Origin of the sequence: Maribacter sp. MJ134 (genome assembly GCF_003970695.1) — a bacterium.
Lineage (GTDB): Bacteria > Bacteroidota > Bacteroidia > Flavobacteriales > Flavobacteriaceae > Maribacter.
The window spans coordinates 1,581,830-1,603,479 of the sequence record NZ_CP034570.1 but is presented as its reverse complement, the minus strand read 5'-3'; the positions used below and the strand labels follow the sequence as shown (position 1 = coordinate 1,603,479).

General features: G+C 39.7%; 24 protein-coding genes. 10 read left to right on the top strand and 14 right to left on the bottom strand.

Annotated elements, in window-relative coordinates; all coding sequences use genetic code 11:
* The first annotated feature begins 21 nt into the window (after positions 1-21).
* Both EJ994_RS06940 and EJ994_RS06935 read left to right on the top strand, forming a co-directional pair.
* Positions 22-1,044 carry an alkaline phosphatase D family protein gene (locus tag EJ994_RS06940; protein ID WP_126591804.1) on the top strand — a complete coding sequence of 341 codons (1,023 nt, stop codon included), beginning with the start codon at positions 22-24 and terminating at the stop codon, positions 1,042-1,044.
* A 48-nt stretch (positions 1,045-1,092) separates the two neighbouring features.
* A complete protein-coding gene (locus EJ994_RS06935) occupies positions 1,093-1,512 on the top strand; it encodes a nucleoside-diphosphate kinase (RefSeq protein ID WP_099572690.1) in 420 nt (139 codons plus the stop codon).
* 82 nt (positions 1,513-1,594) lie between these two features.
* Here the strand turns inward: EJ994_RS06935 and EJ994_RS06930 are convergent, their stop codons facing one another.
* From EJ994_RS06930 to recF, 3 genes are read right to left on the bottom strand one after another with little or no spacing between them, the layout of a single operon-like run.
* The gene (locus EJ994_RS06930; RefSeq protein ID WP_099572689.1) at positions 1,595-1,891 is read right to left on the bottom strand and encodes a DUF721 domain-containing protein; all 297 of its coding nucleotides are present in this window, start codon (positions 1,889-1,891) and stop codon (positions 1,595-1,597) included.
* On the bottom strand, positions 1,891-2,310 hold the full coding sequence (locus tag EJ994_RS06925; RefSeq protein ID WP_126591803.1) for a hypothetical protein: 420 nt from the start codon (positions 2,308-2,310) through the stop codon (positions 1,891-1,893). The genes EJ994_RS06930 and EJ994_RS06925 overlap by 1 nt, the downstream gene beginning before the upstream one ends.
* A gap of 1 nt (position 2,311) precedes the next feature.
* Positions 2,312-3,391, bottom strand: coding sequence for a DNA replication/repair protein RecF (gene recF / locus EJ994_RS06920; RefSeq protein ID WP_126591802.1), 1,080 nt, complete (start codon positions 3,389-3,391; stop codon positions 2,312-2,314).
* A 124-nt stretch (positions 3,392-3,515) separates the two neighbouring features.
* On the opposite strand from recF, the gene EJ994_RS06915 reads away from it, so the two are divergent.
* The 7 genes from EJ994_RS06915 to EJ994_RS06885 all read left to right on the top strand — a co-directional run bounded on the left by EJ994_RS06915 (position 3,516) and on the right by EJ994_RS06885 (position 9,688).
* On the top strand, positions 3,516-4,283 hold the full coding sequence (locus tag EJ994_RS06915) for a tetratricopeptide repeat protein (RefSeq protein WP_126591801.1): 768 nt from the start codon (positions 3,516-3,518) through the stop codon (positions 4,281-4,283).
* Positions 4,283-4,768: a 6,7-dimethyl-8-ribityllumazine synthase gene (gene ribH / locus EJ994_RS06910; RefSeq protein ID WP_126591800.1), complete on the top strand. Its 486-nt coding sequence runs from the start codon at positions 4,283-4,285 to the stop codon at positions 4,766-4,768. Before EJ994_RS06915 ends, ribH begins: the two co-directional genes overlap by 1 nt.
* 119 nt (positions 4,769-4,887) lie before the next feature.
* Complete coding sequence (locus tag EJ994_RS06905; protein WP_126591799.1) at positions 4,888-5,184, top strand: riboflavin synthase subunit beta; 297 nt, start codon at positions 4,888-4,890, stop codon at positions 5,182-5,184.
* Between the two features lie 2 nt (positions 5,185-5,186).
* The gene (gene mutL / locus EJ994_RS06900; RefSeq protein WP_126591798.1) at positions 5,187-7,043 is read left to right on the top strand and encodes a DNA mismatch repair endonuclease MutL; all 1,857 of its coding nucleotides are present in this window, start codon (positions 5,187-5,189) and stop codon (positions 7,041-7,043) included.
* Positions 7,044-7,775 carry a rhomboid family intramembrane serine protease gene (locus EJ994_RS06895; RefSeq protein WP_126591797.1) on the top strand — a complete coding sequence of 244 codons (732 nt, stop codon included), beginning with the start codon at positions 7,044-7,046 and terminating at the stop codon, positions 7,773-7,775.
* Positions 7,776-7,778: 3 nt separating this feature from the next.
* Positions 7,779-8,657 carry a rhomboid family intramembrane serine protease gene (locus tag EJ994_RS06890; protein ID WP_126591796.1) on the top strand — a complete coding sequence of 293 codons (879 nt, stop codon included), beginning with the start codon at positions 7,779-7,781 and terminating at the stop codon, positions 8,655-8,657.
* Positions 8,658-8,662: 5 nt separating this feature from the next.
* Positions 8,663-9,688, top strand: a complete 1,026-nt coding sequence (locus EJ994_RS06885) for an endonuclease/exonuclease/phosphatase family protein (protein WP_126591795.1) — start codon at positions 8,663-8,665, stop codon at positions 9,686-9,688.
* Here the strand turns inward: EJ994_RS06885 and EJ994_RS17590 are convergent.
* From EJ994_RS17590 to udk, 9 genes are all read right to left on the bottom strand, one after another.
* Positions 9,662-9,985, bottom strand: a complete 324-nt coding sequence (locus EJ994_RS17590; RefSeq protein ID WP_126591794.1) for a DUF6122 family protein — start codon at positions 9,983-9,985, stop codon at positions 9,662-9,664. The two genes, EJ994_RS06885 and EJ994_RS17590, sit on opposite strands and share 27 nt — an antisense overlap.
* Complete coding sequence (locus tag EJ994_RS06875) at positions 9,978-10,607, bottom strand: WbqC family protein (RefSeq protein ID WP_126591793.1); 630 nt, start codon at positions 10,605-10,607, stop codon at positions 9,978-9,980. The genes EJ994_RS17590 and EJ994_RS06875 overlap by 8 nt, the downstream gene beginning before the upstream one ends.
* A gap of 6 nt (positions 10,608-10,613) precedes the next feature.
* The gene (gene lepB / locus EJ994_RS06870; RefSeq protein ID WP_126591792.1) at positions 10,614-12,332 is read right to left on the bottom strand and encodes a signal peptidase I; all 1,719 of its coding nucleotides are present in this window, start codon (positions 12,330-12,332) and stop codon (positions 10,614-10,616) included.
* Between the two features lie 108 nt (positions 12,333-12,440).
* Positions 12,441-13,142, bottom strand: coding sequence for a 4-hydroxy-tetrahydrodipicolinate reductase (gene dapB, locus EJ994_RS06865; RefSeq protein WP_126591791.1), 702 nt, complete (start codon positions 13,140-13,142; stop codon positions 12,441-12,443).
* Positions 13,143-13,144: 2 nt separating this feature from the next.
* On the bottom strand, positions 13,145-13,798 hold the full coding sequence (locus EJ994_RS06860) for a DUF5683 domain-containing protein (RefSeq protein ID WP_126591790.1): 654 nt from the start codon (positions 13,796-13,798) through the stop codon (positions 13,145-13,147).
* Entirely contained in the window at positions 13,791-14,696 is a 906-nt protein-coding gene (locus tag EJ994_RS06855; protein WP_126591789.1) for a ParB/RepB/Spo0J family partition protein, read from the bottom strand. Before EJ994_RS06855 ends, EJ994_RS06860 begins: the two co-directional genes overlap by 8 nt.
* Positions 14,697-15,470, bottom strand: coding sequence for a ParA family protein (locus EJ994_RS06850; RefSeq protein WP_126591788.1), 774 nt, complete (start codon positions 15,468-15,470; stop codon positions 14,697-14,699). It abuts the gene before it with no gap.
* Positions 15,471-15,635: 165 nt separating this feature from the next.
* Positions 15,636-15,971 carry an FtsB family cell division protein gene (locus EJ994_RS06845; protein ID WP_099572673.1) on the bottom strand — a complete coding sequence of 112 codons (336 nt, stop codon included), beginning with the start codon at positions 15,969-15,971 and terminating at the stop codon, positions 15,636-15,638.
* Positions 15,971-16,585, bottom strand: coding sequence for a uridine kinase (gene udk / locus EJ994_RS06840; protein WP_126591787.1), 615 nt, complete (start codon positions 16,583-16,585; stop codon positions 15,971-15,973). Before udk ends, EJ994_RS06845 begins: the two co-directional genes overlap by 1 nt.
* A 106-nt stretch (positions 16,586-16,691) precedes the next feature.
* On the opposite strand from udk, the gene EJ994_RS06835 reads away from it, so the two are divergent.
* Positions 16,692-17,906, top strand: coding sequence for a multidrug effflux MFS transporter (locus EJ994_RS06835; protein ID WP_126591786.1), 1,215 nt, complete (start codon positions 16,692-16,694; stop codon positions 17,904-17,906).
* 28 nt (positions 17,907-17,934) lie between these two features.
* Here EJ994_RS06835 and acs read toward each other — a convergent pair whose 3' ends face one another.
* Together acs and EJ994_RS06825 are read right to left on the bottom strand one after the other, a co-directional pair.
* A complete protein-coding gene (gene acs, locus EJ994_RS06830; protein WP_126591785.1) occupies positions 17,935-19,842 on the bottom strand; it encodes an acetate--CoA ligase in 1,908 nt (635 codons plus the stop codon).
* A 31-nt stretch (positions 19,843-19,873) separates the two neighbouring features.
* On the bottom strand, positions 19,874-21,568 hold the full coding sequence (locus EJ994_RS06825) for a sodium:solute symporter family protein (protein ID WP_126591784.1): 1,695 nt from the start codon (positions 21,566-21,568) through the stop codon (positions 19,874-19,876).
* Positions 21,569-21,650: the final 82 nt, after the last annotated feature.

The following is a 21,650-nucleotide window of genomic DNA, read 5'->3' as shown; positions in this document are numbered from 1 at the left end:
TTAGAGCTCAAAAAACATCAAATGAAAACCATACTCTTAGTATTCATTTTAGCGCTGACCACGGCTTGTTCTTCTACAAAGGAAATTACTAACGCGCAGAATCAAGCGGATTTTACGCTCGCTTTTGGTTCTTGTAATAAAGCATCTTTGCCTAATTTGTTATGGGATGATGTCCTGAATGCCAAACCAGATGTTTGGGTCTGGGGAGGCGATATCATCTATGCGGACACCGAGGATATGGGTAAACTGAAAGCCATGTACGCTTCTCAAGACGCTGTTCCAGGATATAAGTCCTTTAGGACCGCTATTCCAGTAATAGGCACCTGGGACGACCATGATTATGGTGTAAACGACGGCGGTGTAGAGTTTAAGGCGAAAAAGGAGAGTCAGGTGGAATTCCTTGATTTTATGAAGGTTCCGGCCAACAGTCCCAGAAGGATGCAAGAAGGGGTGTATAACGTGCATGATTATAATACACCGAAAGGTAGTATTAAAGTGATTGTGTTAGATACGCGTTACTTTAGGACCGCACTTACACCGGATACCGAAACCAAGAAGCGAAACAAGCCAAACAAGTATGGGGAGGGAACGGTTCTTGGGTCTAAACAATGGAAATGGTTAACGAGCCAATTAAAAAATTCCAATGCCGATTTTAATATTATCGTAAGCAGTATTCAGGTACTATCCAACGAACATGGCTTTGAATGTTGGGGAAATTTTCCGCATGAAGTGGACAAGCTAAAAACCACCATAGCCGATTCTAATGCTAAAGGCGTTTTGATTTTATCGGGGGATAGGCACATTTCTGAATTTTCAAGAACCGAGGTCGAAAATTTAAATTACCCTTTAATCGACTTTACCAGTAGTGGACTTACACATGCTTACAACCGTTTTCAGGGCGAGTCCAATCCTTTCAGGGAAGGTAAAGTCGTGAGCACAGAAAGTTTTGGACTTTTACAATTCAATTTTGAAAAAAATAACGTGACCTTGAAGATGGTCGGGGATAATGGTAAGGTTCTTGGAAGCCTACATCAAAGTTATTAATTGTTGTAGGTTATAGGGAAAACCGTATTTTTGCGCAAAATTTTAGATATGAGTACGAATAGAACGTTTACGATGATTAAGCCAGATGCCGTTGAGAACGGACATATAGGCGCTATATTAGATAAAATTGCTGCTTCTGGATTTAAGATCGTAGCGATGAAATACACTCAGTTAAGTCTAAGGGATGCGCAGGAATTTTATGCTATTCATAAAGAACGTCCGTTTTTTGGGGAGCTGGTTACTTTCATGACTAGGGGTCCTATAGTAGCGGCCATCTTGGAAAAGGACAATGCAGTAGAAGATTTTAGAGCTTTAATCGGTGCTACAAACCCTGCAGAAGCTGCTGAGGGAACCATAAGAAAATTATTCGCGACAGATATTGCGGAAAACGCTGTTCATGGTTCCGATAGTGATGAAAATGCCGCTATTGAAGGGGCTTTCCACTTTGCTGGAAGAGAAATTTTTTAAGGGGTAGAACAATTGTAATATCAAAAAAGACCCGCAGTTACTACTGCGGGTCTTTTTTTAGTTACGAAGGCAACTATTCTGCTTAACGCAACACAAGTTTTTTCACGAGTTCTTTTCCTAGCTCTTCATTTATCATCGTTATGATCTTGGTTTTTCCAAGACTTAGTTCTTCACGCAGTACTGATGAGGATAAGGAGATAAAGAGCGTGTCGTTCCTTAATTCTACGCTAGTAGTATAATTATCAACGCCATTTCCCATTAGTCTGGACCAAGCTGATTTCACATCAATTTTGTCCATCCCGCCCTGCAGATTATTCTTTTGAATAAATGCGGAAAGGGCCTCTTTCATGTTTAACTTGTCATTTTCCCGTTTGGCCATTAGGGTTCAATATTAATAGGTTCAAAACGCTTATAGATATATAATGTTCCCTCAGCATTTTTTACTGAAAAAGAGTTTTCCGATACATCAATGAGTGTCTCTTTCCACTCGCTTAGGTTATTTTTATAGTTCATAAGAAATAAGGCACCATCTCTCTGGATAACAAAGGGTTCCGCATCATCGGAGGTTTCAAAGCTACCATCGAATTTAGGATTTACTTTTTTACGGTATCCTTTTAAATTTTCTAGTTGAATATAATCTACGGCCGGACTTATCTTGTATTCCTTTTTACCGCCGTTCATGAACTGTACCTCCGTTATTTCCCAATAACCGTTAAGTAAAGTAAGGTCATCTTCGTCTATGGTATTTCCGCAGGATAGAAATAACAACATTAACAACATAAGGGTATTTTGTTTCATACTATAATTTAAAGATTTTATAGGTTTGATGAATTTCCTTAACAATTGCTTCCGTGCGTTCTGCATGGGTATCGCTCACAAAAATTTGCCCAAAGTTCTCGTTGTTTACCAAAGTTATTATTTGCGATACTCGGTTCTCATCCAACTTATCAAAAATATCATCTAATATAAGAACAGGTGTTATCTTGGATAATTCCTGCATAAAATAGAACTGAGCAAACTTAAGCGCTATTAAAAATGATTTTTGCTGTCCTTGACTTCCGAATTTCTTTATGGGATAGTCCATAATGGAAAAACGTAAATCGTCTTTATGGATACCAACATTGGTGTATTGTAGCGCCCTGTCCTTATCCAGATTCTTTTGAAAGAGTTCAGAAAAGCTTTCGTTCAGAAGTTTGCTGTCATAACTTAGGTTAACCACCTCTGTGTTGCCCGTAATAGCTTTATATTGCGCTTTGAAAATGGGTATGAAAATATCCAAGAATTGTTTTCTTTTTTCAAATATTTCCGTTCCGTATTCCTGTAACTGCTCATTGTACACTTCTAGTGTGTTCGCATCAAAAGTGTGATTGACCGCAAAATACTTCAGTAGCGCATTTCGTTGTGATAGCACTTTGTTGTAGTTGATGAGTGCCTGCAAATAGGATTTATCGGATTGTGAGATGACCCCATCAACAAATTTTCTACGAACGTCACTGCCTTCTACAATAAGATCTCTATCCGCAGGGGAAATAATGACCAGGGGTAAAAGACCAATATGGTCTGCAAAACGCTCATAGGCTTTACCGTTCCGTTTAATTATTTTCTTGGTATTTCTCTTTAGACTGCAGACAATTTTTTCTTCCCTATTCTCTTTTTCGAACAGACCTTCGATAACGAAAAAATCTTCGCCATGCTTTATATTTTGAGAGGCAACAGGGTTAAAATAACTTTTACCGAAAGACAAGTGGTAAATGGCATCTAGAATATTGGTCTTACCTACCCCGTTATCACCCACAAAACAGTTTATTTTTGAGTCGAATTCCAGATTTTTGGACTCAAAATTCTTGTAATTAATAAGGGATAAATTTTTAAGAAACATTAAAAATTCTTGAAATTTTGGTTTCGGATAATACCATTAGACTCAAAATATTCAAAAATAACGAATAAATATCCTAACGGATTTCAATAAAAACTTTATTTTTGCGCGATTAATAAAATTAGAGATGGCAACATATAAGAAAAGAGGATTTAAACCTAAAACAAAGGCAGAGTCTCAGGAGTTTGATGAGCAGGAAAGTACAACTGCTGAGGTTTTTAGTACTTTAGACGAGGGTGCTTCCAAGACGGAAGAATGGGTCTCTAAAAATCAAAATTACATCTTAGGAATCATCGGAGTAATTGCTATTGGGGTATTGGGGTATTTGGCGTACAATCAATTTGTACAGAAACCGAGGGAGACAAATGCCGCTAATGAAATGTATTATCCACAACAGTATTTTGATGAAGCCTTGGCAGCGACCACCGCAAAGGACTCTTTGTTTACGCTAGCTTTGGAAGGTGCTGAAGGTAAATATGGTTTCTTGGATATTATAGCGGAGTACAGCGGCACAAAAGCGGCCAATCTTGCAAACTACTCAGCAGGTATGTCTTATTTGAATATGAACAATTACCAAGAGGCAATTAATTACCTGGAGGATTTTAGTTCAGATGATGCCATATTAGGCGCTTTGGCCAAAGGTGGGCTCGGAGATGCTTTTATGCAGTTAGACCAACCATCGGATGCCTTGGGATACTATGAGGCGGGCATAGCGCATAGTACAAACGATTACACGACACCAAAGTTTCTGTACAAGGCAGGTGTTACAGCAATGGAAATGGGTGATAAAGAAAAGGCGTTAACTTATTTTCAACGAATTAAGGACGAGTTTTCTAAGTCTGATACAGCGAATAATATAGATGCGTTCATAGGAATGGCAAAAAGTGGGGCATAATGGCTACTGCGACGAAAAATTTATCTGTTTACGATAAGACAACAATCCCAAACGCAAAGAATTTGCGCTTTGGGATTGTTGTTTCTGAGTGGAATCCGAAAATAACCGAAGGGCTTTTTGAAGGAGCACATCGTGCTTTGGTAGATTGTGGCGCTTTACCTTCACACATCAACAGACTGGACGTTCCCGGTAGTTTTGAACTTACTTTTGGTTGTAAAAGGCTTATCGAGAAAAAGGATTTGGATGCCGTTATCGCTATAGGTAGCGTCATTAAAGGTGAGACCAAACATTTCGATTTTGTTTGCAGTGCTACCGCTCAAGGTATTATGGACCTAAACGTTGCGACCGATGTCCCCGTTATTTTCTGCGTGCTCACGGATAATACCATGCAACAGGCCCTAGACCGCAGTGGAGGAAAGCACGGCAATAAAGGTACTGAAGCAGCTATAGCGGCCATTAAAATGGCGGTTTTAAAGGATTTGTAGACGCGTTTTCTTCTGTTTTCATGGCCTTGAGGTCTTATTCCCGGCAAATGATGCTTTCTGTTAACAAATTTTGGCATTACAGGTCATGGGCGTTTTTCGATTTTAAGTAACTTTGAACTATGGGTTTTCTTAGTAAAATAACGAGGTTACGGAAAAATAGACAGTACGGTTATCAACCAAGATATTTTGACGACAAAGGAAAGGGCAATCCCTTTAAAATCGAGACTAAATTTGACCAATATAGAACTACACTTTCAAATCAAAGGGGATTAAAAAACAAAATCAATAATGTCTTAGACGATACCAAGAGAAAAGGTGATCGTAATATTAAGCTCCGTATGGCAGTTATTATCTTGGTCCTCGTTTTTATATTTCTTTACATTATCGATTTTGACCTATCTATATTCTTTTCTTAAGCATGGCAGATATAATTAGATTATTGCCAGACCATGTTGCCAATCAGATTGCGGCCGGGGAAGTAGTGCAAAGACCTGCCTCTGTGGTTAAGGAGCTATTGGAAAACGCCATTGACGCCAAGGCCACCGAGATTAAACTTATTGTTAAAGGTGGAGGTAAAACACTGATACAGGTCGTTGATAACGGTATAGGTATGAGCGTTACAGATGCTAGGTTAAGTTTTGAACGTCATGCCACCTCAAAAATCACTAGGGCAGAGGACCTTTTTAATCTAAATACAAAAGGTTTTAGGGGAGAGGCGCTGGCTTCGATTGCTGCTATAGCTCACGTTGAAATGAAGACCAGAACGGCAGCTCAAGAGGTAGGAACTCATATTAAGATTGAAGGCAGCACCATTATAGACCAAGATGTCGCTGTTGTTCCAAAGGGTACTTCTTTACTAGTAAAGAATCTATTTTTTAATATTCCTGCACGACGTAACTTTTTAAAATCCGACCAGGTAGAATTTCGTCATATTACAGATGAGTTTCATAGAGTGGCGTTGGCGCATCCGCAGATAGGTTTTCAGTTTTTTAACAATGGAGGAGAGGTTTTCAATTTACCCGCTAATGATTTAAGAAAACGTATCGTACATATTTTTGGCAGAAAAACGAACGAGAAATTAGTACCTGTTCAGGAAGATACCCAGGTAGTGAAGATCTCTGGTTTTATTCAAAAACCAGAGTTCGCCAAAAAAAGTAGGGGAGAACAATTTTTCTTTGCTAATCACAGGTTTATAAAAAGTCCTTATCTGCATCACGCCGTTTTAGGGGCATTCGAGGGACTCATAAAACCAGGAACGCATCCAGGTTACTTTCTATGTCTAGAAGTGGACCCCGGTACTATCGACATCAATATTCACCCTACAAAAACAGAAGTTAAGTTCGATGACGAGCATACCCTATATGCTTATTTGAAATCTACCATAAAGCACAGCTTGGGGCAGTTTAACGTTGTGCCCGCCCTAGATTTTGAGCAAGATCAAAATCTAAATACGCCCTACGCCTATAAAAGTAAAGAAGCGAACGTTCCTCATGTCTCTGTAAATGCCGATTTTAATCCGTTTAAAGAAGCTGTAAGTGTTGGGAAAGCCACCAGAGCCGGAAGTTCATATGCAAAAAGGGATTCCAAAGGTTGGGAAAACTTGTACGAGGGACTGGAAATAACTACTCCGAATCATAAAGCTAGTACCATTTCGTTTGAATCCGAACATATAAATAGTACTATTTTTGATGCTAATAAGGAATTACAGGATGCTGTTACCACTACTTTTCAGCTTAGAAAAAAGTACATCATCACTACCATAAAATCGGGAATGGTGGTCATCAATCAAAGTAGGGCGCATCAACGTGTGCTGTACGAAAAATTTTTAAAGAATATTACGATTAAAGAAGCGGTGAGTCAGCAATTGTTGTTTCCACTTTCCTTATCTTTTTCTGCGGCGGAATTGGCCATTCTAAATGAGATAAAGGAAAATCTATGTGCCGTTGGCTTTGTTTTTGGGGCTATAGCCGAAGAAACGGTAGAAGTGAAAGGGGTACCCGTGCAAGTGGCAGAGAGTGAAGTTCAAATGGTGATGGAGCAGTTGATATCCGATTTTCAGATGGAAATTTCAGATCATAGTTTCTCTCAAAGTGATATGCTGGCCAAGACGCTTTCCAAAACCTTGTCCGTAAAGACGGGTGAGCAGCTAGACGAAGCTTCACAATTAGCTTTAGTGAACGATTTGTTCGCCTGTAAGGAAACTACATTAAGTCCGTTTAACAAGCGAACTTATGTTACGATTAATGAAAATGACATTGAAAGAAAATTTATATAGATGGGTAGATTAACAGAAGCCATTAAGCATTTACTTATAATTAATATTCTATTTTTTGTAGCTACCAGTTTATATGGTGACCAAATGTACCAGTGGTTTTCGCTTTGGTTTCCTAAAAACGAAAATTTTGGACTGTGGCAAATAGTATCGCACATGTTCATGCATGGCGGGTTTATGCACATTGCCTTCAATATGTATGCCTTATATGCCTTTGGCTCACCACTTGAGCAAATGTGGGGTAGAAATAAGTTTTTTTTCTTTTATTTCTCAGCGGGACTAGGTGCGGCTCTTATTCATACCGGAGTAAATTACTATCATTTTAATGAAGGGATGACCGAGTTAATAAGTAATGGTGTTCCGGAGGAACAAATTCAGAGACTATTGAATATTCCTCGGGATATAGTAAGGGCTGATTATGGTCAATATCTAGATTTTTATGATTCATATAATACCCCGGCAGTAGGTGCTTCTGGGGCTATTTATGGTGTATTGGTCGCTTTTGGTATGTCCTTTCCTAATAGTGAACTATTTTTGATCTTTCTTCCTGTTCCTATTAAGGCAAAATATTTTATTCCCGTTTTAATCGGATTGGATTTGTTTTCCGGCGTTACGGGTTATAGTTTGTTCGGTCAAGGTATAGCGCATTTTGCGCACGTTGGAGGAGCCCTATTTGGTTTCTTAATGATGTGGTACTGGAAAAAAAATCAGTTTAATAAAAATAGATGGAATTAGCAGATGGCAGATGGAAATTTAAAATATCAATTCAATAGGCTCAACATTGCGGAGAAACTGATCGCCGTAAATGTTATCGTCTTTATCGTTAATAGTCTTTTCCCCTTCTTATTGGGGATATCCAAGAATAGCATAGTACAATGGTTTGAATTGCCGAACGATTTTTTCGACTTTCTAGTGCAACCCTGGTCCATAGTTACCTATTCTTTTTTTCATGGTGGATTAGGTCATTTATTTTGGAATATGTTGCTTATTTATTTTGTGGGTAGAATATTCTTGAACCTGTTTGATAGTAGACGTTTTTTAAATGTTTACTTCTTAGGGGTTATTCTTGGGGGTGTCTTTTTTGTATTGGGTTATAATATCTTTCCAGCATTCTTTAATATTAATGCTTATTTAATAGGAGCTTCTGCCGGTGCTAGCGCTATTTTAATTTTTATTTGTACCTATATGCCCAACCAAGAGGTAAGGCTCATATTTTTCAACGTTAAGCTTTGGTATATTGGAGCTTTCGTAGTTCTTATGGATTTAATTCAACTTCCTTATGGTACCAACTCCGGTGGTCATTTGGCACATTTAGGTGGTGCCTTGCTGGGTTATTGGTACGCCAGGCAATTATTGAACGGTACCGATATTGGTGTAGGTTTCTCAAAGTTGATAGATGGTGTCGCTAATCTCTTTAAAAAGAGTGAAAAGAAGGCTCCCCTGAAAACGGTTTACAGAAAAAACAGCGATACTAGAAAAGGGACTAAAGCGGCTTATGAGAAGCAAAGTCACCAGAAGAAAATTGACGCTATTTTGGATAAAATCAGTAAATCTGGTTATGAAAGCTTGTCAAAATCGGAAAAGGATTTCTTGTTCAAGGCAGGGAGGGAGAACTAAACTTCATGAAGAAGCTCTCATTTTTCGGTAAAATTGTCTACGGGCTAAATATACTTATCGCGGTATTATTACTAGTAGCCTGTATCGTGCCTTTTACACCGTTACCCAGCTTTTCCTTTTTAAGTTTAGTGGTGCCTTTGCTGGTCATCTTTAATGGTGTATTCCTATGTTATTGGCTGCTAAGAAGAAAGTTCCTTTTTACCACCTCATTAGTGGCATTATTAGTAGGGTATTTTGCGCTAGGTTCTTTTGTGGAGTTCAGAAAGAAAACTAAAGTGGATGCCGTCCACGACTTAAGTCTCATGACCTTTAATGCTTTAAGTTTTAATGGTAGCGGCAATGCTGACAGGGAAAAAAATGCCGAAGCAATCATAAATTTTGTCAAAGAGGAGAACCCTGATATTATCTGTTTTCAGGAATTTGATGCTAGAAGGAGACATGGTAAGGACTTTGATCAATTCCCTTATCAATACATTAGTAAAGGTTCGGATGATAACAAGCGGGTCTTGTTGGCTATTTTTTCTAAACAGCCTATCATCCATGAAGGCTTCCTAGATTTTCCTGATAGTCGTAACAATGCTATCTATGCCGATATAGTTGTTAAAAAAGACACTTTGCGTGTTTATAACTTGCATTTAGAATCTTTAAAAGTAAGACCAAGGATGCTTAAAAAGGAAAGATCGGACAGGTTGTTCAAACGCTTACGATATTCTTTTTCTAAACAACAAGAACAGGCTGCTATATTCAGACAGAACGCCAATGATACCAAGTACTCTAAAATTGTTTGCGGAGATTTTAATAATACCCAATTTTCCAACGCTTATCGTATTATTAAAGGGGATATGAAGGATAGTTTTTCCGAAAAGGGAAGTGGGTATGGTAAGACCATTAATTTTTGGCACTTTCCTTTACGTATCGATTTTATTATGGCGGATCCTGAGATAGAAATAACAGGTCATCAAAACTATGATTTACAACTATCCGATCATGAACCGGTTATGGCTTCAATTAAACTTTCCTGCAAGAAATAGGCAATCTACAACATCTGCCAGTATGTGTATTAAAAAAGCAATACCCCAAAGACGGGTTTTGCTAAAAAATAGCAGTATCACGTAAAAGCAAATCGCCCAATAGCTGTGCAGTGGATGAAAATTAATACTGCATCGAGAAGGGTCAAAGATGGGATTGGCGAATATATGATCGATATCCAGTACGATTCCTAATAGAAGTATAAGAGTGGCTTTCCACCGATACTCCTTAAAAAAGAAGTAAGCAACAATCAATGGGACGATAAAGTGGATGCCGTAATGTGCAATAAACCTAAGCATGGGAGGGTTTCAAAACCAAATTTTTTAAGTAAGCGATTGATTCTGGTCCTAGGTTGAATAAGAGGTCCAAAATACTCAAATTAGGAATGAAGCCATGTCTATCCCCAAAGACTTGAACATACTCTGGAGTCTCAAAATCCAACACTTTTTTGGCGTTGGCCAAAAATCTAAAATCAAACATATCCTTAGGTTCACCAATGTACTCCTTTGTTCTATGAGCAGAAATCTCAATCTGTAAACACTGGCATACGGTTGCTATGGTCTTTAGGTTAAAATCCATAAGGAACTCTTGATTCGTCTCATAAAGCGGTCTTATGTCATCTTCATAGTACTCAAAAAATGGAGAGGTTCTGTAGGCCGTTTCTAAAGTTCTCCAATGTTGGCGTTGCCAAGGATAGGTATTGTCCACTTTCACGTTTTGGTAGCTTTGTCTGCCACTATCGTCTTTTGTATGAGCAATGGGTATGCTTAGTACATGTAAGCCTCTATCCGTGCAAATATGAGCCCTGTTTCTAAAGGTTTGTTTTTGATAGTTGTCAAAAGCTTCCCAAGTAATGTCATCCGATAGTAAAACACTGAAAGAGGCAATGTTCGGAAAATACGTTGGATGAAGTAGTTTCATAAAAATCTACTTTCCCGATTTTTTTCTTTTCCAGAACCAATTACCGACGAAATAAGCCGCTAATAATATTAGAAAATACTTAAGATAAGACTGTGACTGACCCTCGCCATTTACGGTCGTGAAAATCCGGTCCCATCTTGGTTTCCATTCTAAAGGACCGTTAGGGTTACCTTTACTATCTACAAAATTATCAAAACTCATCCATAGGAAAATAGGGGTGCCTACGATATGATTCTCTGGCACATAGCCCCAAGCCCTGCTATCTTCTGAATGGTCACGATTATCCCCCATCATCCAATAGTAATCCTGTTTAAAGGTATAAGAGTCCACTACCTTTCCGTTAAGGCTTATTTGGTTTCCGGAAACACTGATTTCATTTTTTTCATAATCCCTTATAATTTTTTTATAGAGGGGAAGGACTTTAAGGTTCAGGGCCACCGTAGCGCCCTTTTGTGGAATATATAATTTGCCCATTTGACTGTAGTTCCATGGATAGTCCGGACTTTGAGGAAACAGATTCACGCCTCTCTTACCCTTTGGACTTATTTGTTGCACTACAGAGTCTATGGTTGTCTCCTTACGTAAAGCATCTACCATCTCAGCGGTTAAGGTAGCTTGTCTTTGCCTATCGGTAACTTCTCTTAACGCAAGACCATATTTTTTAATGGTATTTGCAGGAATACCCCCGCCTTTCGTATACAGTTCTAATTGACCGTTTTCCGCCTGGTTATAGCCCAATAAATACTGATTTACGGCCTGAGCCTGTTCTTGGTTCAGCGGATTGGACAGGTATCTTCTAGTGAATTCTGTAACGCCTAACCTATCCAGTAGTCTAGAGGATACTCCTTTAGAGCTGTAAATCATGTAGTCGTATTGAGTTTTTGCACTTCCGGGGAGGTCTAACTGTTTTCCATTTACAAAAACAAAACCGTCACGTACTTCTAGGGAATCACCGGGCAGACCTACGCATCGTTTTACATAATTGGACTTTTTATCTATTGGTTTTTTGACCCCTTTTTCCTTTTTGAAGAATATGCGAACGGTATCCGCAGGCCAACTAAAAACTACAATATCATTCCGGTCTACCTTTGTAAATCCGGGTAGTCTAAAATAGGGGAGTTGCGGCTTGTTCAGATAGGATTTAACTCCAACCACAGGCAGGGTGTCATGGACCATTGGCGCAGCAATCGTGGTCATCGGGGTTCTAGCGCCGTAATGAAACTTGCTCACAAATAGAAAATCACCTATTCTTAGCGTTCGTTCCAAGGAACCTGTTGGGATGACGTAGGGTTGAATAAAATAGGTGTGTACCAGTGTTGCTGCAACAACCGCAAAAACAATAGAGCTTACCCATTCTCCTAAAGCTGTTTTAGGTTGTAAGCTCCTATTTTCAATATATTTTACATCTAGGGCATAGTTTACATAGTAGATGTAAAAACCTAAGGTGAACACTACTAGCCAAGACTCCAACAGACTGTTTCTTCCATAGCTGCGAATGGTTTCTACCCAGATTACAGGAAACATAAGAAGGTTAATGATGGGAATGAACAATAATATGACCCACCATTTGGGCCTGTTTATAATTTGCATTAAGACAATGGCGTTGTAGACGGGAATAGCTGCCTCCCAAGCTTTTCTACCTGCCTTTACATATAATTTCCATGTTCCTAAAAAATGGATGACCTGGACAATCAGAATAAAAATAATCCATTGGGTACCGTTCATAAATATCTTTTTATAGTTTTTGGCTGCTAAACGCTTTGGAAAATTTCGTCAAAATATCGAAAACGTTATTGGCGCATAGGTCTTATAATGTAAAAATAGTTACTTTTTTTAACCAAGGTTTAACACATCTCGCATAGTGAAGATTCCGGTTTTCCCAATAATCCATTCAGCCGCAATGACTGCTCCTTCGGCAAAACCTTCTCTATTATGGGCCGTATGCTTTATCTCTATACTATCTACCTTACTTTGATATTGCGTAGTGTGGGTTCCTGGGGTGTCTCCGATACGTTTTGATCGTATAGGAATATAATCGGGTTCTTCGGTATCTAATTTCCATCCATTATAATCAGAATTCTCTAGGATACCTTCTGCTAGTGTGATGGCTGTTCCGCTAGGCGCATCTAATTTTTGGGTGTGGTGTATTTCTTCTAAACTTACGTTGTACTGCTTTTGTGGATGCATCATCCTTGCAAGTTTGGCGTTGAGTTCAAAAAACAGGTTTACTCCCAAACTAAAGTTAGAAGCATATATAAACGCACCCTTTTTTTCTTTACAAAGACGTACTGCTTTGTCATAATCGTCTAACCAACCGGTGGTACCGGATATAATGGGAACATTATTCTGAATACATTTAGTAATGTTTCCGAACGCTGCTCCGGGCATGCTAAAATCAATAGCCACGTCTATATTGGAAAAATCGATCTCTGTTGTATCTATATCAATCTTAGCAGTGATTTCATGATTTCTGCCGAGTGCTACCCGCTCTATCATCTGCCCCATTTTCCCGTAACCGAAAAGCGCAATCTTCATCCTTAAAATTTAATGGTTAGTGCCATACCGTAATTAGGGTTATTCGTAATTGGGTTCAAGTCTAAATACGGTTCAAAATCAAAGCTTAAATTATCATCTATATTAAACTGTTTTAAATGGGCATCTACATTGGCGTCGACAATGTTCAAAGCGTATAGCGCAATGGAAACAACCAACCAAAGGTCACGATCTTCTTGAAAGCGCTCCTGCTGATTTTCCAGATCCCCATCATCTAAATCGGGAGGGTCCGTGGCAAGGTTATCTCCATTGAGGTCAAAAAATTCATCATCGGTGAATCCGGCCTTTCTCCTTATAAATGCGGTTCTGAATCGCCTGTAGTTATTATTGTTCCAAGTGTATGCATAAACACTACCACCGATAGCACCCCAAACGATAGGGACTTTCCAATATCTTTTGTTATAAATTTGACCGAGTCCTGGAATAGCGGCAGAATAGAAGGCCGCCTTACTGGGCGCTAACGGATTTATTACCTTTTTCTTTTCGAATAAGGAGTCTTGCATAATGACTCCACTTTGTCTAAGATTGGTTTTTAAACTGTCTGATTCAGATGGAATTTCTGTTTCATTGCCCTCCTGAGAAAAAATCAATTGAGCGAAAGTACAGAAAATGAGTATGGTTATTAAGAGCCTATTCACCCGTAATAATATTTATTAATCTTTCAAATTCTTCTTTAGATCTAAAAGGTATGGTTATTTTTCCTTTGGAATTTCCAGAAGTATTAATATCTACAGGAACGGCCAAATGTGCTGCCAATTCCTTCATCCCCTTGTGCACATAACTGGGTGTCGTTTTTTCTACCGCTGGTACGGCCTTCCCTTCTTCTTTATCAGCTTTGAAACGCTTTACGGCATTTTCCGTATCCCTTACGGACAGATTTTGACCTACTATTTTTTCGTACAGTGCTATTTGATCTTGGGTCGTATCAATATTTACAAGTGCTCGTCCATGACCCATACTTAAGAATCCATCTCTCATACCTGTTTGTATGATGGGGTCTAGTTTTAGAAGCCTCAGATAATTGGCAATGGTAGATCTCTTTTTTCCGACGCGTTCACTAAGTTTTTCTTGGGTTAAACTTATTTCGTCTATCAACCTCTGGTATGAAAGTGCAATTTCTATAGGGTCTAAGTCTTGGCGTTGAATATTTTCTACCAAGGCCATTTCCAAAGATTCCTGATCATTGGCAATTCTGATATATGCTGGGATAGTTTCTAGACCCAACAATTTAGAAGCCCTAAATCTTCGTTCTCCAGAGACCAATTGGTATTTGTTGAAACTTAATTTCCTAACCGTTATAGGCTGAATAACGCCTAGTTCCCGAATAGAAGTTGCCAGCTCCTGCAAATTTTCTTCGTTAAAATTTGAACGGGGTTGAAACGGATTCACTTCAATTAGGGCTAAATCCAATTCAATGATATTCCCCACTACCTTGTCCGCATTCTTATCCGTAGCGGATTGAATATCATTTTCCGGATCTTTCAATAAGGCCGAGAGTCCTCTTCCTAATGCTTGTTTTTTAGTAGCTTTTGCCATTTAAACTGTCTCCTTATTTTTCTTTATTACCTCATTGGCCATGTTAAGGTAATTTGTTGCTCCTTTACTAGAAGCGTCATATTTTATAATACTTTCCCCATAACTCGGTGCTTCGCTCAACCGCACATTTCGTTGTATGATGGTGTCAAAAACCATATCGCCAAAATGCTTGCGAACTTCCTCTACTACCTGATTCGATAGGCGTAGCCTTGAATCGTACATCGTTAATAACATGCCTTCAATATCCAATTCAGGATTGTGTAAGCGTTGTATGCTTTTAATGGTATTTAATAATTTACCAAGACCTTCTAGCGCAAAATATTCGCACTGTATCGGTATGATTACCGAGTCTGCAGCCGTCAGCGCGTTCAATGTTAATAATCCTAGGGAAGGTGCACAATCTATTAGAATATAATCATAATCTTCTTTGAGGTCTACAATAGCCTTCTTCATCATGTATTCCCGCTCCTCTTTATCCACCAACTCAATCTCGATGGCCACTAAATCTATGTGCGCTGGTATCAAATCTACGTTTGGAGAAGTCGTCTGTATGATGGTTTCCTTGGCCGTTTTGGTATGTTCCAATAGTTGATACGTGCCTAATTCGACACCATCCACGTCTATACCTAAGCCAGAAGTGGCGTTAGCTTGGGGGTCTGCATCGATTAACAATACCTTTTGCTCTAACACACCTAGCGAGGCAGCTAAGTTAACGGTGGTAGTAGTTTTACCTACGCCACCCTTTTGATTGGCAATAGCAATAATCTTGCTCATGTTAATAGTAAGTTAGGTTGTAAAAATACGATTATTTACGGGGTATGGGAAAGGATTTTGTTAACACTAGGTGAATAACCGATGTGTTTTTCCAAAAACGATGTTAAACGTTTAGCTCTTAGCTACTTAGTGTTAAAAGTGGTCTTTTCAAAGCTGAAAGTAGGACTATTGGTTCTCTTTGGAAGCTTTTAAGCTATCTTGATATTCAATAAGGTAAATTTCCTCGTTCTTCTTTTTAAGATAATATTCCTCTCTTGCGAATTTCATGAGTTCTTGTTCGTCCGATAGCTTTTCAATGATTTTTTTGTCTTTACTGATCTCTTTTTTTAAGAAGTCCTGTGTCTTCTCCAGTTTTTTAATCTCTTTTCTTAGTTCTAGATGAATGAGCAGGGAATTGGTGTCAAAAAACACCATCCAAATAACAAAGGCGGTAAGCACCAATACATACATATTGGTAAGTACCTTGAACCATTTTTTCTCTTTAAGTTCTTTCAAACCCATTAGTTCTCTGCTAGTTTTTCGTTAATGATACTGCGCACGATTTCAACGGCGACGGTATTGTATTTGTTGTTAGGAATAATGATATCAGCGTATTCTTTTGTAGGCTCAATGAATTGATCGTGCATGGGTTTGATTACGGTCTGGTATTTTTCCAAGGTTTCGTCCAGGTTCCAACCACGTTCGTTCACGTCTCGCTTCAATCTTCGTATTAAACGCTCGTCCGTATCTGCATGAACAAAAATCTTTATGTCGAACATATTTCTAATCTCTGGATTGGTCATGATCAGAATGCCTTCTACGATCATAACCTTTCTAGGATGGGTGGGAATCGTTTTGTTTGTTCTATTACATTCCAAAAAAGAATAAACCGGCTGCTCAATGGATTCTCCCGATTTCAGTTTTTTCAGATGTTCTGTTAATAAAGCAAAGTCAATAGAATTTGGATGGTCGAAATTGGTTTTTCTTCTATCCTCGAGGCTCAGGTGAGAGAGGTCGTTATAATAGGAATCCTGAGAAATAACACCGACTTCCTCATTGGGAAGTTCGTTGATGATTTGATTTACCACAGTAGTCTTTCCGCAACCCGTGCCACCTGCAATTCCTATAATTAGCATCCAACATTATTTTGAACAAAAATACAGATTAACGCTACAATTTTCTACTAAACTTAAAAATGAACTTTTATAACTCCTTTCAAGGGTTTAGAATTACTTTTGCCCAATGCAAAAAGAACAGGTGAGACCAAATTTTGAATTTATAGCTTTAATGGCTTCTTTGATGTCTATTGTAGCACTCGCTATAGATGCGCTATTACCGGCTATTGCAGAGATTGGGGTTTCTATCAATAGCTTAGACCCTACCGACAATCAGTTACTTATTATCATGATTTTTCTGGGCCTTGGTGTTGGTCAATTGTTTTTCGGTCCTTTATCTGATAGTTATGGTAGAAAGCCAGTGGTCTATTTTGGTTTTGTCTTATTTGCCTTGGCAAGTATGCTATGTGTCTTGGCACCTTCTTTAGAGTGGATGGTTGTAGGACGTATTTTGCAGGGCATTGGCCTTTCCGCACCTAGAACCATTAGTATTTCCATCATCAGGGATACTTACAGCGGTGATTACATGGCTCGCATCATGTCTTTTGTTACGGCTTTTTTTATTTTAATTCCGGTCGTTGCCCCAGCTATTGGCAAATTGATACTGGACAGTATGGGTTGGGAGGCCATATTCTACATGCAATTATTTTTTGCACTTTTAATCGGGATTTGGTTTTGGAAAAGACAGTCGGAGACGCTAAAGCCGGAATACAAGGTTCCTTTTACCGGAGCTATTTTTTTAGTAGGCACCAAGGAGATTTTTAAGCACAAGGAAACCGTGTCCTGCACCATAATTTCGGGGTTGATTACGGGTTCCTTTCTTGTTTATTTAAGCTCGGCACAACATGTATTTGAAGATCAATATCAGTTGAAGGAATCCTTCCCTTATATATTCGCGGGCCTCGCGATTGCGATTGGTCTATCTACATTTTTAAACGGCACCTTAGTGCTTCGATTTGGAATGAGAAAGTTGGCTTTGTTCGCATTGTCCGGTTTTACCTTTATTGCACTAAGTTATGTGCTGGTCTTTTGGGGTAAAGCCAACCCTAGTATCGGTATTTTGGTGCTGTTTCTTTCTTTTTTGTTTTTCTGTCTCGGATTTGTGTGGGGCAACCTAAGGTCCATTGCAATGGAGCCTATTGGACATATTGCCGGAATAGGCGCAGCGATAACCGGATTTATATCCACCATCCTGTCCATACCAATTTCCTTATATGTTGGTAGTTTTGTACAAGATACGGTATGGCCACTTTTTGTTGGACTTGGTAGCTGTGGATTATTGGCACTTTTGATATTCATTGTTTTTGCTAATCGTAAACAACATATACCACCTGCAAACTAATGCTTAGCACCCATGATTCGTTAAACTTTTAAAGTGCATTATCCATAATTTCCTTGACCACTTCCGGGTTTAAAAGTGTGCTCGTATCTCCTAGGTTGGAGGTATCCTTACTGGCTATTTTGCGTAGAATACGGCGCATGATTTTACCACTTCGGGTCTTAGGTAATCCAGGCACGAATTGAATTTTATCGAGCTTGGCAATAGGCCCTATTTGTTCCGTTATTTGTTGGTTGATTTCTTTCCTAAGGTTATCCCTATTTCTATCTTCCCCGATTTCCTTTAAAATCACATAACCATAAAGTGCATTTCCCTTAACGTCATGCGGAAACCCTACGATTGCAGATTCCGCCACAGCCGGGTGTTCGTTGATGGAATCTTCTATCGGCGCTGTTCCCAGATTATGACCGGATACAATGATGACATCATCTACGCGCCCTGTAATCCGATAATAACCAACGGCATCCCTTAGGGCACCGTCACCGGTGAAATACATGTTTTCATAAGCTGAAAAATAGGTTTCTCTGTAGCGTTCATGATTACCCCATATCGTACGTGCCATGGAAGGCCATGGGAATTTAATGCAAAGCCTACCGTCTACTTGGTTGCCTTTGATTTCCTGCGCATGCTCATCCATTAGTGCAGGTTGTATACCAATAAAGGGTAGTGTGGCATAGGTAGGGGTCGTTGGTGTTACATAGGGTATAGGTGTTATCATGATACCACCAGTCTCTGTTTGCCACCATGTATCTACAATAGGACTGTTTTTCTTCCCAACATTGTTATTGTACCAATGCCATGCTTCTTCATTAATAGGTTCCCCGACCGAACCTAGAACTTTTAGACTGGACAAGTCGTATTTCTCTACAAAATCCAGATTCTCCTTTGCTAGTGCCCGTATGGCGGTCGGTGCGGTATAAAACTGGGTAACCTTGTGTTTTTGGACTACTTCCCAAAACCTTCCAAAATCAGGGTAGGAGGGGACACCTTCGAACATTACCGTTGTAGCTCCGTTGGCTAGAGGTCCGTAAACAATGTAGGAGTGACCGGTAATCCAGCCTATATCCGCTGTACACCAGTATACATCCTGTTCTTTGTACTGAAAAACATTTTTAAAGGTATATGCCGTATACACCATATAACCTGCGGTTGTATGCACCATTCCTTTTGGTTTTCCAGTAGACCCGGAAGTATATAGAATGAACAAAGGGTCTTCCGCATTCATTATCTCAGCAACATGGTCGGCGTAGGCATCATCCAATAGAGGCTGCAGCCATTCATCCCTGCCTTCTTTCATGGCAATAGTGCTATTGATTCTTTTTGCTACCAATACATTATTTACACCTGGGCAATCTTCAAGCGCCTTATCTACGATTCCTTTTAAATCGATGGTTTTTGCACCTCTAAAAGATCCATCAGAGGTAATGACCATCTTGCAGTCCGAATCATTGATACGCGTAGACAGTGCATTTGCCGAAAATCCCGCGAAAACAACCGAATGTATGGCACCGATGCGTGCACAGGCTAAAACGGATACCGCGAGCTCTGGAATCATGGGTAGATATATACAAACACGATCTCCCTTTTTAATACCTTTTTCCAAAAGTACGTTCGCCATTCTACAGACCCGTTCGTGTAATTGATGATAGGTGATGTGCTCTGCTTCTTCTTTTGGGTCATTAGGCTCAAAAAGTATAGCTGTTTTGTTGCCTCGCGTCGGTAAATGCCGGTCTAGACAATTTTCAGTAATATTCAACTGTGCGCCTTCGAACCACTTTACCTCAGGTTTGGAGAAATCCCAGCTCAGTACGTTGTTCCACCTTTTGCGCCAAACAAAGTGTTCCTCGGCTATTTCTTCCCAAAATGCTTCAGGGTTTCTGATCGATTTGCGGTATACTTGATAGTATTCTTCTAAGTGTTTTATATGGTAATTACTCATCTTTCAACAAAGGTTTCAACTAAAATAATAATTAATGGTCGGATGCTTCACCCGCACCACTGGGAATTCTTATATTTTCTACAATATCCTGTACATTTTCAGGTGGACTCGGGGTGAATTGTAAAATAACCACCGCAACAATAAAATTGGCTAACATGGCTATACTGCCAAAACCTTCGGGCGATATGCCAAACCACCAATCTGCCTGCGTTCCACCACCGAACCAGCCAAATTTGAACTTGGTCATATAGAACAGCATTAATACAATGCCCACGACCATTCCTCCAATAGCTCCTTCTTTGTTCATCTTTTTATAAAAGATGCCGAGCACAATAGCCGGAAAGAAGGAAGCTGCCGCTAGCCCAAATGCCAAGGCTACTATTGCCGCGACAAAACCGGGCGGGTTTATTCCGAAATATCCGGCAATGACCACGGCAACGGTAGCTGCTCCTCTTGCCGCCCAGAGTTCTCCCTTTTCTGAAATAGTAGGACGGAAAACTTTTTTTATCAGATCATGTGAAACGGATGCCGATATCACTAGTAATAACCCGGCCGCCGTAGATAATGCCGCAGCGAGTCCCCCAGCTGCCACCAGCGCAATTACCCAAGCGGGTAGATTGGCAATTTCCGGGTTGGCCAATACCATGATATCCCTATCTACGATTAGTTCATTTTTTTCCGTATCGGCCACATATTGAATTTTTCCATCATTATTCTTATCGGTGAAACTCAGTAAACCTGTAGTTTCCCAGTTTTTGAACCATTCTGGCATGGAGCTATATTCCTTATTGCTTACGGTATTTATCATATTGGTTCTGGCGAACACGGCAACAGCTGGTGCCGTAGTGTATAAAATCGCGATTAGCAAAAGTGCTAGTCCTGCTGATTTTCTGGCGTCCTTTACTCTTTTCACCGTGAAAAAACGAACGATGACATGTGGCAATCCGGCCGTACCCACCATCAAGGCCAAGGTAATGGCAAATACATCGGTTACGGATTTTGAACCATCGGTATAGGCGTTGAATCCGAGTTCTGTAGAAAGTCCGTCCAGTTTATCTAATAAATAAGTTCCCGAACCATCTGACAGAGTAGCACCCATACCTAATTGTGGAACAGGGTTACCGGTCATTTGGATTGAAATAAAAATAGCGGGCACCATAAAGGCGAAAATCAACACACAGTATTGCGCTACTTGGGTATATGTAATTCCTTTCATACCACCAAGAACCGCATAGAACAATACGATAACCATTCCAATGATGACACCCGTATTGATGTCCACTTCAAGAAAACGAGAAAATACCACGCCTACGCCGCGCATTTGTCCTGCTACGTAGGTAAAGGAGACGATAAGCGCACAAATAACAGCAACGATACGCGCCGTTTTAGAATAGTACCGATCACCGATAAAATCAGGAACGGTGAATTTTCCGAATTTACGAAGGTACGGAGCTAAGAGTAATGCTAGGAGTACGTAACCTCCGGTCCAACCCATTAGATAAACAGAACCGTCATATCCGGCGAAAGCGATAATCCCAGCCATAGAAATAAAAGAAGCCGCTGACATCCAATCCGCTGCGGTAGCCATACCATTGGCCAATGGGGATACTCCACCACCAGCCACATAAAACTCCTTTGTAGAACCGGCTCTTGACCATATTGCTATTCCTATGTAAAGAGCAAAGGTTATTCCGACAAGTAAATACGTCCAGGTCTGAACACTCATAATGGTATTGGTTTAGTTGGTTGTTGCTTATAATTCGTTTTTGGTTGGCGCCTATAAGTGGGTTGTTCGAGGTTCGTATCCT

Excerpts from the sequence above, each read along its gene's own strand:
- EJ994_RS06940 (WP_126591804.1), top strand. The coding sequence starts at position 22 with ATGAAAACCATACTCTTAGTATTCATTTTAGCGCTGACCACGGCTTGT.
- EJ994_RS06935 (WP_099572690.1), top strand. The coding sequence starts at position 1,093 with ATGAGTACGAATAGAACGTTTACGATGATTAAGCCAGATGCCGTTGAG.
- EJ994_RS06930 (WP_099572689.1), bottom strand. The coding sequence starts at position 1,891 with ATGGCCAAACGGGAAAATGACAAGTTAAACATGAAAGAGGCCCTTTCC.
- EJ994_RS06925 (WP_126591803.1), bottom strand. The coding sequence starts at position 2,310 with ATGAAACAAAATACCCTTATGTTGTTAATGTTGTTATTTCTATCCTGC.
- recF (WP_126591802.1), bottom strand. The coding sequence starts at position 3,391 with ATGTTTCTTAAAAATTTATCCCTTATTAATTACAAGAATTTTGAGTCC.
- EJ994_RS06915 (WP_126591801.1), top strand. The coding sequence starts at position 3,516 with ATGGCAACATATAAGAAAAGAGGATTTAAACCTAAAACAAAGGCAGAG.
- ribH (WP_126591800.1), top strand. The coding sequence starts at position 4,283 with ATGGCTACTGCGACGAAAAATTTATCTGTTTACGATAAGACAACAATC.
- EJ994_RS06905 (WP_126591799.1), top strand. The coding sequence starts at position 4,888 with ATGGGTTTTCTTAGTAAAATAACGAGGTTACGGAAAAATAGACAGTAC.
- mutL (WP_126591798.1), top strand. The coding sequence starts at position 5,187 with ATGGCAGATATAATTAGATTATTGCCAGACCATGTTGCCAATCAGATT.
- EJ994_RS06895 (WP_126591797.1), top strand. The coding sequence starts at position 7,044 with ATGGGTAGATTAACAGAAGCCATTAAGCATTTACTTATAATTAATATT.
- EJ994_RS06890 (WP_126591796.1), top strand. The coding sequence starts at position 7,779 with ATGGCAGATGGAAATTTAAAATATCAATTCAATAGGCTCAACATTGCG.
- EJ994_RS06885 (WP_126591795.1), top strand. The coding sequence starts at position 8,663 with ATGAAGAAGCTCTCATTTTTCGGTAAAATTGTCTACGGGCTAAATATA.
- EJ994_RS17590 (WP_126591794.1), bottom strand. The coding sequence starts at position 9,985 with ATGCTTAGGTTTATTGCACATTACGGCATCCACTTTATCGTCCCATTG.
- EJ994_RS06875 (WP_126591793.1), bottom strand. The coding sequence starts at position 10,607 with ATGAAACTACTTCATCCAACGTATTTTCCGAACATTGCCTCTTTCAGT.
- lepB (WP_126591792.1), bottom strand. The coding sequence starts at position 12,332 with ATGAACGGTACCCAATGGATTATTTTTATTCTGATTGTCCAGGTCATC.
- dapB (WP_126591791.1), bottom strand. The coding sequence starts at position 13,142 with ATGAAGATTGCGCTTTTCGGTTACGGGAAAATGGGGCAGATGATAGAG.
- EJ994_RS06855 (WP_126591789.1), bottom strand. The coding sequence starts at position 14,696 with ATGGCAAAAGCTACTAAAAAACAAGCATTAGGAAGAGGACTCTCGGCC.
- EJ994_RS06850 (WP_126591788.1), bottom strand. The coding sequence starts at position 15,470 with ATGAGCAAGATTATTGCTATTGCCAATCAAAAGGGTGGCGTAGGTAAA.
- EJ994_RS06845 (WP_099572673.1), bottom strand. The coding sequence starts at position 15,971 with ATGGGTTTGAAAGAACTTAAAGAGAAAAAATGGTTCAAGGTACTTACC.
- udk (WP_126591787.1), bottom strand. The coding sequence starts at position 16,585 with ATGCTAATTATAGGAATTGCAGGTGGCACGGGTTGCGGAAAGACTACT.
- EJ994_RS06835 (WP_126591786.1), top strand. The coding sequence starts at position 16,692 with ATGCAAAAAGAACAGGTGAGACCAAATTTTGAATTTATAGCTTTAATG.
- acs (WP_126591785.1), bottom strand. The coding sequence starts at position 19,842 with ATGAGTAATTACCATATAAAACACTTAGAAGAATACTATCAAGTATAC.
- EJ994_RS06825 (WP_126591784.1), bottom strand. The coding sequence starts at position 21,568 with ATGAGTGTTCAGACCTGGACGTATTTACTTGTCGGAATAACCTTTGCT.